General features: G+C 44.9%; 10 protein-coding genes. 8 read left to right on the top strand and 2 right to left on the bottom strand.

From position 1 onward, the window contains the following. The first annotated feature begins 12 nt into the window (after positions 1-12). Genes LAQ65_RS17340 through LAQ65_RS17330 form a run of 3 tightly spaced genes read left to right on the top strand, consistent with a single transcriptional unit; the run spans position 13 to position 4,420 of the window. Positions 13-1,698, top strand: coding sequence for a SusD/RagB family nutrient-binding outer membrane lipoprotein (locus LAQ65_RS17340; RefSeq protein WP_224118265.1), 1,686 nt, complete (start codon positions 13-15; stop codon positions 1,696-1,698). A 51-nt stretch (positions 1,699-1,749) separates the two neighbouring features. Next, positions 1,750-3,033, top strand: coding sequence for a hypothetical protein (locus tag LAQ65_RS17335; protein WP_224118264.1), 1,284 nt, complete (start codon positions 1,750-1,752; stop codon positions 3,031-3,033). 46 nt (positions 3,034-3,079) lie between these two features. After that, positions 3,080-4,420, top strand: a complete 1,341-nt coding sequence (locus tag LAQ65_RS17330) for a PhoPQ-activated pathogenicity-related family protein (RefSeq protein ID WP_224118263.1) — start codon at positions 3,080-3,082, stop codon at positions 4,418-4,420. Positions 4,421-4,435: 15 nt separating this feature from the next. Here LAQ65_RS17330 and LAQ65_RS17325 read toward each other — a convergent pair whose 3' ends face one another. Continuing rightward, positions 4,436-5,479 (bottom strand): 3-oxoacyl-ACP synthase III family protein, encoded by a 1,044-nt coding sequence (locus tag LAQ65_RS17325; RefSeq protein ID WP_224118262.1) that lies wholly within the window; start codon positions 5,477-5,479, stop codon positions 4,436-4,438. 128 nt (positions 5,480-5,607) lie between these two features. Here LAQ65_RS17325 and LAQ65_RS17320 point away from each other — a divergent pair, with 128 nt between their 5' ends. Both LAQ65_RS17320 and LAQ65_RS17315 read left to right on the top strand, forming a co-directional pair. Continuing rightward, a complete protein-coding gene (locus LAQ65_RS17320; protein WP_224118261.1) occupies positions 5,608-5,952 on the top strand; it encodes a DUF2752 domain-containing protein in 345 nt (114 codons plus the stop codon). Beyond that, positions 5,894-6,244 (top strand): TM2 domain-containing protein, encoded by a 351-nt coding sequence (locus tag LAQ65_RS17315; RefSeq protein ID WP_224118260.1) that lies wholly within the window; start codon positions 5,894-5,896, stop codon positions 6,242-6,244. Before LAQ65_RS17320 ends, LAQ65_RS17315 begins: the two co-directional genes overlap by 59 nt. Before the next feature lie 2 nt (positions 6,245-6,246). Here LAQ65_RS17315 and LAQ65_RS17310 read toward each other — a convergent pair whose 3' ends face one another. Then, a complete protein-coding gene (locus tag LAQ65_RS17310) occupies positions 6,247-7,233 on the bottom strand; it encodes an alpha/beta hydrolase (protein ID WP_224118259.1) in 987 nt (328 codons plus the stop codon). A 116-nt stretch (positions 7,234-7,349) separates the two neighbouring features. Between LAQ65_RS17310 and LAQ65_RS17305 the strand changes: the two genes are divergently transcribed. The 3 genes from LAQ65_RS17305 to typA all read left to right on the top strand — a co-directional run bounded on the left by LAQ65_RS17305 (position 7,350) and on the right by typA (position 11,595). Beyond that, complete coding sequence (locus tag LAQ65_RS17305) at positions 7,350-8,477, top strand: acyltransferase family protein (protein ID WP_224118258.1); 1,128 nt, start codon at positions 7,350-7,352, stop codon at positions 8,475-8,477. 9 nt (positions 8,478-8,486) lie between these two features. Continuing rightward, positions 8,487-9,626, top strand: a complete 1,140-nt coding sequence (locus LAQ65_RS17300) for a glycoside hydrolase family 130 protein (protein ID WP_224118257.1) — start codon at positions 8,487-8,489, stop codon at positions 9,624-9,626. 154 nt (positions 9,627-9,780) lie between these two features. Beyond that, a complete protein-coding gene (gene typA / locus LAQ65_RS17295) occupies positions 9,781-11,595 on the top strand; it encodes a translational GTPase TypA (RefSeq protein WP_224118256.1) in 1,815 nt (604 codons plus the stop codon). Positions 11,596-11,735: the final 140 nt, after the last annotated feature.

Here is an 11,735-nt window from a genome sequence, read left to right as displayed (position 1 = left end):
TAGTTATTTATTATGAATAAGTATAAAATATTTGCACTGTCATTCCTCGTTTTAGCCACGGTATTATTTTCCTGCTCAAAGCACCTGCAGGAACTGAATGAAAATCCAAATGGCGCTAACCCGGAAACTACAAACCCCGACCTGGTTTTATCAACCGTATTAACTGAATCTGCCAAGACATTTGTAACACTGGGATATGGTGACATTGCAGGTGTAATGCAGCATACTCAGAAAGATGGCTGGGGCGGTGGCCATAACAACTACGATTGGGGTAACAGCAATAGCTGGGGAAGTTTTTATGATATCCTCAGGAACAACAAGTTTGTTTATGATAAATCATTAGCCAAGGGTTACAATGGACGTGTAGGAATAACATTAGTCATGAAATCGCTGATGTTTGGATTGATCACAGATTTGTGGGGTGATGTCCCTTACTCACAGGCCGTGATGGGAGATATGGGTGGTAATGAATATACTTTCCCCGCTTATGATAGCCAGAAAAGCATTTATGACAGTATCCTTGCTAACCTTGAATTAGCGAATACCTTATTGTCCCAGGGAGATAATAACGAGTCAGCAATAGGGGCTGCGGATGTGTATTACGGCGGTGATTTGAAGAAATGGCAGCAATTCGCTAACTCCCTCGCCCTTCGTTACTACATGCGCCTTTCTGTAAAAGAACCGGAAATAGCAAAAGCTGGAATAGAAAAAATAGCAGGTAATCCTACCCAATACCCGATTATAACAAATGCTGCTGATGACGCTACCATGAGTTTTCCTGGTAACAGTGATGCTGATTCATGGCCATCCTATGCGGTTCCGCAATCGGACAGCAGTAATTACCGGAGGATCAAAATGTGCAATACCCTGGTAACGGAACTCCTCAGGCTGAAGGACCCGCGCATTGCTGTATGGGCTGAAAAAGTCCAGGTTTCTATCCTGCTGGATCCCAGCCTTACTGGAGCTGTAAACAGGACAGTCGATACCGTAATTGATGGTGAAACCAGGACCGTTCGAATAGTTTCTACCGGTTATTTAAATGCAAAAAACCTGACCGTTGATGATATTAACCAGGACCCGCATTATGTCGGACTTCCGGTTGCGTTAAATGCACCGCAACTTTATAATTTGAGTCCAACTGCCGAACAGGCTGCCCATAATCCGCATGTTTCCTGGGTAAATAAAACTTTCGCGAATGGAAAGGGTGCAATGGCCAGGGTGATGACGGCTGCCGAAGTAAATTTTATCCTGGCAGAAGCATCTTCAGTATATGGCTGGAGTGCGGGTGATGCGGCCTTGCATTATAATGCAGCTATCAGGGCTTCATTCGATGCGTGGGGTGTGACCAGTGAATTTAATAATTACATCAACCAGCCTGAAGTGGTTTTCAACGGTACCCAGCAACAGATCATAACACAGAAATGGATAGCCAGCTGGTCAGTAGCAACAGAAGCATGGTTTGACTGGCGGAGAACCGGCTATCCTGAATTGCATGGGGTCGAAGGCCGTACAGTTGCTAAAGAACTTCCCGTGAGATTTTACTATCCTCTTGAAGAGAGGAACCTGAATAGCAATAATGCAACGGCTGCAGAAAATAATCTTGAAACAACCATGTATTCTAATTTCGGAAATGATGGATCTAAAAACAGCCCATGGTCGAAACCATGGATAAGTACAGGAACAGGCAAACCCTGGTAGATGGTTTATAAATGGCAAACCTTTGAAATATTGCTTAAAAAAGACAAAAAGATGATTAAAAGAGTATTGTTTTATATTTTTTGTTTAGTTGCTTTTGTACCTTTTGCGAACAGCCAAACCTTTAAAGCAGGCGCTGCAGTAAGGGTTATAACCCCCGATCCTTTATTACCGGTGTCTGGTGGTATAGGCACACCCAAACCTACAAAAATCAAACAGGGTGAACTTTACGCACGTGCCCTGGTTCTTGAAAAAGGCGGTACCAGGATTGCCATCGTGAATATTGATAACTTAGGATGGCCATCAGTGTTAGGGAATAAATCAAGGGCACTTATTAAAGGGATACCACCTGAGAATATTTTAATAGGTGTTACCCACACCCATAGCGCCCCTGATGCTTACGGATTCCCCGATGAAAAAGGCGCGTCATATGCCGATCTTAAATACCTGGACTGGTGTGTGCAACAAATTGCAGATGCCGTGAATGAAGCAGTTTCAAAGCTGGAACCTGCTTCATTAAAAACTGCTGTTGCTGATGCAAAGGGGAAAATTTCTTATAATTATTATGCACCAAAATTGTATGATCCACGCTGCGGCGTAATTCAGGCAATTGCTGCTGGTGGAAAGAATAAAGGCAAGGCCATCGCAACGCTGGTTAACTACGCGATACATCCTGAAATAATTGGTTCTGGACAGGGTATTTTAAGTCCGGATCTCTGTGGCCCGCTTTACTCCAGGATTGAATCAAAAGCCGGTGGTATTGCTTTGTTTATGAATAGCGCGCAGGGAGGAATGGTTACCGCAGATACCAGGCTTGATAATGGCAAGGAAGCCAATGATTGGCAGGAATGCATTCGTATCGGCGAACTTCTGGCAGATGAAGCCCTCCGCATTATTTCGAATGCCCCTGTTCAGGCAGATCCCAACCTGTTTTGCACATCCAGGAAAATCAGCTTCCCTATTGAATCTGATATCATGAAATATGTGATTACGCATTCTCCGCTGAACTTGACAAAGGGTAATGCCAGCACGGATTCTGCTTTTACACAACTTAACCTGCTGAATATTGGTACAGCACAGGTACTGACTATCCCGGGGGAAGCATTACCCAATATTGGTTACTATGTAAAAAGGAATATGCACACGAAACAGCCTTTTCTTTTTGGATTAACCAATGATGCCTTTGGTTACATGCTGACCAAAGTGGATTTCCACAGCTTCGAAAGATATGACTATGTAAGCCGCACGAGCCTGGGGGAAATGACTGGCGAAATTTATATTAATGAAGCACTTAAATTGGTTAAGGAAAGCCCTGCTGCACAAAGTGATGCTAAATAGTTTTTACTTTCTTTAAAATTCAGACATTTAAAATTACCCGGTTCACATGAAGAAAATATCTTTAAGTATTACGACATTATTTATTTCCTTACTGGTATTGGCCCAGTCTCCCATTTCACCTTCCACGGCTTTGCAAAGTTATTTGCATAATGGCGATAACAGCTTTAAATGGGAAGTAAAGGACAGTTACGACATTGGTAATGTAAAAGCTTATGCATTATTGGTTACTTCCCAAAAATGGCGGGAGTATACCTGGAAGCACCAGCTTACCATATTGGTACCAAAAGAAAACAAGTACGACGGCGCACTCCTCTTTATCACAGGCGGATCCCTGAAAGACGGCCTGCCCAACTGGAACGGGCGCGAAGATGATTTTAATGATGCAATGGGTAAAATTGCTGAAACCAATCACGCAATTGTTGCCGTACTGAGGCAAACCCCGAACCAGCCATTGTATGATAGCCTCACTGAAGATGCACTGATATCTTATACACTGCATAACTTCAAAGAGAAGAAGGACTATTCATGGCCTTTACTTTTTCCAATGGTGAAGAGTGCCGTTAAGGCAATGGATGCCGTACAGGAATTTTCAAAAAAGGAACTCAATTTTAGCGTGAACCGCTTTGTAATATCAGGGGCCTCCAAACGCGGATGGACTACCTGGCTTACTGGCGCTAATGATAAACGGGCACAGGCTATTGCACCAATGGTGATTGATGTACTGAATATGCCGGTGAGCCTGCAATACCAGTTAACAGCGCTGGGTGACTATAGTGTACAGATTGAAGATTATGTAAAACTGGGTATTCCGCAGGGCTCAAAAACTGAAAGCGGAATGGCTATTAACACTATGGTGGACCCTTATTCCTACCGCAAAACATTGACCATGCCTAAATTGATTTTTATGGGCACTAATGATGAATATTGGGTAGTGGATAATATCAAAAATTACCTGGATAGCATCCCCGGTAAGAACCGTTTGCATTACGTACCCAATGCCGGGCATGACCTCGGCGATAAAAAACAGGCTTTGCAAGCCTTGAGTGCTTTCTTCGGCGAAACGATGACAAACTCTGCATATCCTAATTGCGGATGGACGACATCAGTTAGTAAAAAGGGAATTAAAGTGAATATCAACGCCACAAAAGACAAACTTATTGACGTTATTGTATGGCACGCTGATTCACCGGATACTGATTTCCGCAATGATAAGTGGACAAGTGATGATACCAATATCTCAAAGAAGGATAAACTGACTATCACAGAGCCTTTGCCGGAATCAGGATACCGGGCCTTCTATGTAGACCTCAAATACATGGATACCCAGGGCAATCCTTATACGGTTAGCACCAGGGTGTTTATGACTGACACACAAAAAATATTGTAGGTATTGCATTCTGGTTTACCAGCGCAACAAGGCGCTGGCCCAGGTAAAACCACTTCCAAAGGCGGCCAGGCAAACCAGGTCGCCTTTTTCTATTAGCCCCTTTTCCCAGGCTTCACATAGGGCAATGGGAACCGAAGCCGCCGTGGTATTGCCATACTGCTGGATATTATTATATACCTGGTCATCACGCAACCCAAGTTTTTGCTGGACAAACTGTGCAATCCGCAAATTGGCCTGGTGCGGGATCAATAAATTTAGGTCGCCTGGTTTTAAATGGTTTGTAGTGAGCGACTCGAGTATTACTTCCGGGAATTTTACCACAGCCTTTTTGAATACCGACGGACCATCCATAAAAGGGAAATTCTGGGCCTCGTCAATCATCGAATGGCTCATAAACATTTCACCTATTTCAGCTTTGTCGAAACTCGCATATTGCCCCCAATGATTGGCATGGGTACCCGGATTGTACATGGCCAGTATTTCAGCGCTTTCACCATCACTGTGCAAATGGGTGCTTAGTATTCCGCTGCCGCCTTCATTGGTTGCCTGCAGAACAACAGCCCCGGCACCATCCCCAAAAATTACAGAAACATTTCTTCCCCTGGTACTGAAGTCCAACCCGAAAGAATGTTTTTCGCTCCCGATGACAAGGATGTTTTTATACATACCGGTTTTAATAAACTGGTCAGCCACCGATAAAGCATATATAAAGCCGCTGCACTGGTTGCGTACATCAAGCGCACCTATTTCTTTCATCTTCATGGCTCGTTGCACCAACACCCCGCATCCCGGGAAATAATAATCTGGTGATAATGTGGCGAATACTATAAAATCAATATCCTGTGGAGTAAGTCCTGCCCTTTCAATGGCTACAGTGGCTGCCTCAACCGCCATGGTCGTTGTCGTTTCCCCTGTCCGATCGGCGTATCGCCTTTCTTTGATGCCCGTCCTTTCCTGGATCCATTCGTCGTTGGTCTCCATATATTTGGTAAGGTCTTTATTGGAAACCACATTTTTCGGCAAATACTTACCGATTCCCGCAATCCTGGATTTTACCATAGCAAGCTGTTTTGTCCATAAAAATAGGGATTTGAAATGCCTGCGTCTTTATTTCAGTTGATTTATTTAATCCCTGACCTGTTTATTGAAGCTATATATAACGCTAATCAAGTAAATTCAGGGACTGAATGTTTACCTCCTGGCTATACCGGAACAATGAATGGCTCATCTGGACTGCCGCACTGCTCTGGATTTATTTTGGTATTCAACCTGACGCACACCAACAAAGCCTTTGCATATTTCACTGGCTGGGGGTAAATGCCTGTCCGGGTTGTGGTCTTGGCCGCAGTATGCATGCAGCCCTTCATGGCCAGTGGGGCATTTCATGGCATTACCATTGGTTTGGGCTACCTGCTGTACTGATTATTTTCACCAGAATCCTATCTTTAATTATCACCAACAAAATTTGCCTTCATGGACAACTACCTGATGGGTTTTCAGGACCTTCAACCGGCAGAAATGGCCGGTTTTAAAGAGCTGACCTCCAGTATGACGGAATCACAGCAGCAACAATTTTTTATGTTGTACAGTGGAAAGCGGAAAAAACCACAGGAAATCCTTTTGCTGACATGCCTGGGATTTGTTGGGGCATCCGGCATTCAACGTTTTGTTCTTGACCAGGTTGGCATGGGAATTTTGTACTTGTTAACCGCTGGCCTCTGCCTGATAGGTACCATCGTTGATCTTGTCAACTATAAAAAACTGGCAACCGATTATAACCTTACCCAGATGTATGAATCTGCCAGGATGGTTGGTATCAGGTAAGTTTAATGGACAACCACGGTTTGCATAAAGTCTTCGATCTGCTGTTGTACTCCCGCGGCATCTTTTGATTTAAAAGGTGACCCTATAACATGGTCGCCGGTATTTGGCATGGCTACTTCGCGTTTTTCCTTTGCCGGGGTACTGATTTCCCTGAACATTTCCTGCATGGCAGAAACCTTTACCACATTGTCCTGGTAGTTTTTGTCCTTGTAATAATATAGTAGCAGCAAGGGTTGCTTAACTTTGGCAAACATTTCTTTTGTCATGGTAGTTTCCAGCATTTCTTCAAGTGCTACCGTGGCTTCCAGGCGATAGCTGCTGTTCCAGTACTGCTTATATACAGGCCGCTGGTCTGATGACACACGGTTTGCCCCGCCAATTACCATTTTTGCAATCTGGAGCCCCCAGGGGTTGTTCAGCAGCCGGGCATTCGGGTCATTAATGGCAATATTGGGTGACAATAGAATTAGCGCATATACATCATCGGGATAGGTCGCTGCCAGCTGCAGCGCATTGGATCCACCGGTTGACGTTCCCATCAATATTACCTTTTTTCCCAGTTGTTTGCCGATGGCCAGGGCCTGCTTTGCTGATTCCCAATATTTATCTGCAGTTAAGTTGGCAAGGGCATCGGTAGTATCAATACCATGCTCCGCAAGCCTTGCCAGGTAAAGATTGGCCCCGAATTTCCGCGCAATATTGGTATGGGTTGGCGCTCCTTCAAACTGGGAGGCAGAAAAGCCATGCAGGTAAACAATGGCGTATTCTGTGGGTTGCCGCAGACTGTCATTATTCCAGATAATACGCGCTTCATTGTCCGGTTTAATATGGTGCATTGCTTCACCGCTTTTCACATACGCTTCAAGGGCCGCAGCACCTGAAGGAACAGCAGGCATAACCGGGGAATACACAGGTTTTGCAGGACAGGGTCCGGCAGCATATCCGGCAATGATTAAAACAGGAATTGCCAGCAACCATTTTTTTCGCATATGGAAGATCGTTCAGTGTCTTTCAAAGATAGTTGCTTTTCCATGCAGCGCTGGTCAAAAAATAGCACCCATGAAATGGGTATATTCTTATTAAATTGGGGGACCAACACAACTGCATGAATCCAACAACTTCAGAGCGCTTCCTTGCACTGGATGTTTTCAGGGGGATGACGATTTGCTTTATGATAATTGTCAATACCCCGGGAAACAGCGCAACCAGTTTCGCTCCCTTACTTCACGCACAGTGGAATGGATTTACACCGACTGACCTTGTTTTTCCTTCTTTCTTATTCGCTGTTGGGAATGCCATTGCTTTCGTCATGCCCAAATGGGAAGGATTGAATCAGTCCGCTGTTTTAGCTAAAATCCTTAAGCGTACAGTAATCATTTTCGGGCTGGGCTTCCTTATGTATTGGTTCCCTTTTATTAAGTGGGATGGGCGCCAGTTGCTTCCATTCCCGTTTTCAGAAACAAGGGTTTTTGGGGTATTGCAAAGGATTGCCCTCTGTTATGGTTTTGCCTCCCTGCTGATTTATTTCCTGAAACCCCGCACGACCTATATGCTCTCGGCCTTGTTCTTAATGGCCTACTGGATACTTTGCTTCACTTTGGGTGATCCTTCAGATCCCTTAAGTATGGAAGGGAATGCGGGTTTGCGACTCGATAAATGGTTGCTTGGTGATGCACACCTGTTTCACGGGGAAGGGGTTAGTTTTGAACCCGAAGGGTTGCTCAGCACGCTACCTGCCATAGTTAATGTTGTAATCGGTTTCTGGGCGGGTGATTTGGTCAGGCGTAAAGGCAAAACATGGGAAACCCTGGCCATTTTACTACTGGCCGGCTCCTTGCTGATGTTCTGCGCTTATTGCTGGAATGGCGTTTTCCCTGTGAATAAAAAATTGTGGACCAGCTCTTTTGTCCTCTTGACAACCGGGTTGGATTGTATGATTATTGCGGGAATTATTTACCTGGTTGATTTCCTTGGCAGGATTAAATGGACTGGCTTTTTTACAATAATGGGGAAGAACCCCTTGTTTATTTACCTCTTGTCTGAAATACTGGCTACCGTCCTGAATATGCTGAGAACATCGTCGGGTGATACTTATTATAGGGCCATATACGATAACGTTTTCAGGCGTTTTGGCGCTTACACGGGCTCCCTGCTTTTTGCCGTTTGTTATATGCTGACCTGCTGGCTGGTTGGCTGGTGGCTGGATAAAAAGAAAATTTACATCAGGGTTTAATATAACGATATGCGTAAATATATATTTGTTGCAACCGGCATTTTTGCATTGACCTCTTTCTTATTGGGTTGTTCTGGTATTGGATCCAACCAAAACTGGATGCTTACCGGCTTTCAGAAAATCGATAGCGTGAATCCCTGCATGACGCCGGGTACGGGAACTTTTGAAGACCCGATCCTTAAAAGGAATATCGCCTGGGAAAATAAAGACGTATTCAATCCGGCTGCCATTGTAAGAAACGGGAAAGTGTATTTGCTCTACCGCGCGGAAGACACAATCGGGAAATACGCAGGAACATCCAGGATAGGACTGGCAGAAAGCAGTGATGGACTGGTATTTACCAGGAGGAAAGACCCGGTTTTATTTCCCGCTGAAGACGAGTATAAAATGTATGAATGGGAAGGGGGCTGCGAAGATCCCCGGATTGTAGAGAATGAAGAAGGGCGTTATTTCATGACCTATACAACTTACGATGGCAAACTCGCCCGTCTCTTTGTGGCCAGCTCAACCGACCTGGTTAACTGGACAAAACATGGTTCGGTCTTTAAAAATGCAGAAGGCGGAAAATACATTAACTACTGGTCAAAATCAGGGGCTGTCATCTGCCGGAGGGAAGGAGACAGGTTGATCGCCACTAAGATAAATGGCAAATACTGGATGTATTGGGGTGATTCGAATATTTATGCCGCTACTTCTGATGACCTGGTCAACTGGACCCCGGTTGCAGAAACCGACCTTGCCAAAAAGCAATATGATTCAACTAATCATTATGAGGCATTTAAAATAGTATTTGGGCCAAGGCCCGGCAAGTTTGACAGCAGGTTAGTGGAATCGGGCCCCCCGGCAATGATTACTGACAAAGGCATTTTGTTTATGTATAACAGTATGAATAGTGAGGGTAAAGGCGATAGCTCCCTGCCCAAAGGTACCTATGCGGCCGGCCAGGTGCTGGTTGACCCGAAAGACCCACTCACCGTTTTAAAGCGGTCTGACAATTATTTTTTTAAACCCGACCGGCCTTTTGAGATCACAGGCCAGGTGAATAATGTCTGTTTTCTGGAAGGACTGGTTCATTTCGGCGACAGTTGGTATCTTTATTATGGAACAGCCGATTCGAAGATCGCAGTGGCCGTTAAAAAGGATAAGTGATCTGTTAAAACGGATCCCCGGACACTTATATAACAAAATCTTTATTCCAACATTACTTGCCAGCCCGCCAAATAGGCTTACCTTTGCGCGCCTTTAGGCATATGGTGAAATAGGCATCCCTATCTAACCAGTTAATAGTTAAGTAATTAGGAAAATGGACATCAGAAATATAGCAATCATTGCACACGTTGACCACGGTAAGACTACCCTGGTTGACCGTATCCTCCACACTGCCAAAGTGTTTCGCGATAACCAGGAAACAGGTGAGCTGATCATGGACAGCAACGACCTGGAGCGTGAAAGAGGTATTACCATCTTTAGTAAGAACGCCGCAGTTGTTTACAAAGATGTGAAAATCAACGTAATTGACACCCCAGGCCACGCTGATTTCGGCGGTGAGGTAGAGCGGGTTTTGAAAATGGCAGACGGTGTGATCCTGCTGGTAGATGCCTTTGAAGGCCCTATGCCGCAGACCCGTTTTGTTCTTCAGAAAGCCCTTCACCTGAACCTGAAACCGATCGTTGTCATCAATAAAGTAGATAAACCAAACTGCCGTCCGGATGAAGTGCATGATGCGGTTTTCGAACTGTTCTTTAACCTCGATGCTACAGAAGAGCAGTTGAACTTCCCTACTTTTTATGGTAGCGGGAAAAATGGCTGGTTCAACGATAAAAATGAAGAGTGTGATGACATTACTCCATTGATGGATGGCATTATTAAATATGTACCGGAACCGAAAGTAGCCGAAGGTCCGCTGCAAATGCAGATCACTTCCCTGGATTACTCTTCCTTCCTTGGCCGTATCGCCATCGGAAAAGTTGCCCGCGGCAGTGTCAAAGAAAATCAGCCGATCGCTTTAATGCAGGCTGATGGCACTTTCAAAAAACAGCGCGTACGGGAACTGTATGTTTTTGAAGGCATGGGCAAACGCAAGGTTACTGAAGTATTGGCTGGTGACCTCTGTGCTATTGTTGGATTGGAAAATTTCAACATCGGCGATACCGTTTCTGATGTTGACGTGATGGAAGCATTGCCCCTGATCAGTGTTGATGAACCAACCATGAACATGCTCTTCAGTATCAATAACTCCCCTTTCTTCGGTAGGGATGGTAAGTTCGTGACCTCCCGTCACCTGCGCGACCGCCTGATGAAGGAAACTGAAAAGAACCTGGCATTGCGTGTTTTTGATACAGATAGCGGGGATAGTTTCATGGTCTATGGCCGTGGTATCCTGCACCTGGGTATTTTGATCGAAACTATGCGCCGGGAAGGATATGAGCTGACCATCGGACAGCCTCAGGTTATTGTGAAGACCATCGATGGCAGGAAACATGAACCATTCGAAGTTTTAGTAGTAGATGTTCCGCAGGAATTTGCTTCCAAGGTAATTGACCTGGTGACCCGCCGTAAAGGTGAAATGCATGTAATGGAAACCAAGGGGGATATGCAACACCTGGAATTTGAAATTCCTTCACGCGGACTGATAGGCCTGCGTACACAGATGCTGACAGCAACCACAGGCGAAGCCGTAATGGCACACCGCTTCCTGGAATATAAACCCTGGAAGGGCCCTATTCCCGGACGTGATAAAGGTGTCCTGATCTCCAAGAATACCGAAAAAACAACCGGCTATTCAATCGATAAACTCCAGGATCGCGGCACTTTCTTCGTTGATCCGGGAGAAGATATTTACGCCGGACAGATCGTTGCTGAGAATATTAAACCAGGTGACCTTGTCGTGAATGTAACCGAGCCTAAGAAACTCACCAACCACCGTGCCAGTGGAAGTGATGATGCGAGCCGCATCGCTCCTAAAACACTAATGACCCTGGAAGAGTGTATGGAATATATCCAGGGGGATGAATGTATCGAGGTAACTCCGAATTTCATCCGCATGCGTAAAATCTACCTGGATGAAAATGACCGCAACCGGTTCACTAAGATGATGAAAACAGAAGAAGTCGGATAATCAGCTGATTATCAGTATTATATTAGCCGCTGCAAATTCGCAGCGGCTTTTTTGTGCCCATCTCTCCCAGCGGCAGTTAATTTTTAGCAGGGTTATGATAAAATTGACTTATTAAAAAATTTATAAAGAATGCCGTATTA

Source organism: Flavihumibacter profundi, assembly GCF_020076305.1.
Taxonomy (GTDB): Bacteria; Bacteroidota; Bacteroidia; order Chitinophagales; family Chitinophagaceae; genus Flavihumibacter; species Flavihumibacter profundi.
This window is presented reverse-complemented; position numbering and strand designations above follow the sequence as displayed.

What these genes read in the sequence shown, in the direction of transcription:
- LAQ65_RS17340 (WP_224118265.1), top strand. Translation starts at nt 13, where the DNA reads ATGAATAAGTATAAAATATTTGCACTGTCATTCCTCGTTTTAGCCACG.
- LAQ65_RS17335 (WP_224118264.1), top strand. Translation starts at nt 1,750, where the DNA reads ATGATTAAAAGAGTATTGTTTTATATTTTTTGTTTAGTTGCTTTTGTA.
- LAQ65_RS17330 (WP_224118263.1), top strand. Translation starts at nt 3,080, where the DNA reads ATGAAGAAAATATCTTTAAGTATTACGACATTATTTATTTCCTTACTG.
- LAQ65_RS17325 (WP_224118262.1), bottom strand. Translation starts at nt 5,479, where the DNA reads ATGGTAAAATCCAGGATTGCGGGAATCGGTAAGTATTTGCCGAAAAAT.
- LAQ65_RS17320 (WP_224118261.1), top strand. Translation starts at nt 5,608, where the DNA reads ATGTTTACCTCCTGGCTATACCGGAACAATGAATGGCTCATCTGGACT.
- LAQ65_RS17315 (WP_224118260.1), top strand. Translation starts at nt 5,894, where the DNA reads ATGGACAACTACCTGATGGGTTTTCAGGACCTTCAACCGGCAGAAATG.
- LAQ65_RS17310 (WP_224118259.1), bottom strand. Translation starts at nt 7,233, where the DNA reads ATGCGAAAAAAATGGTTGCTGGCAATTCCTGTTTTAATCATTGCCGGA.
- LAQ65_RS17305 (WP_224118258.1), top strand. Translation starts at nt 7,350, where the DNA reads ATGAATCCAACAACTTCAGAGCGCTTCCTTGCACTGGATGTTTTCAGG.
- LAQ65_RS17300 (WP_224118257.1), top strand. Translation starts at nt 8,487, where the DNA reads ATGCGTAAATATATATTTGTTGCAACCGGCATTTTTGCATTGACCTCT.
- typA (WP_224118256.1), top strand. Translation starts at nt 9,781, where the DNA reads ATGGACATCAGAAATATAGCAATCATTGCACACGTTGACCACGGTAAG.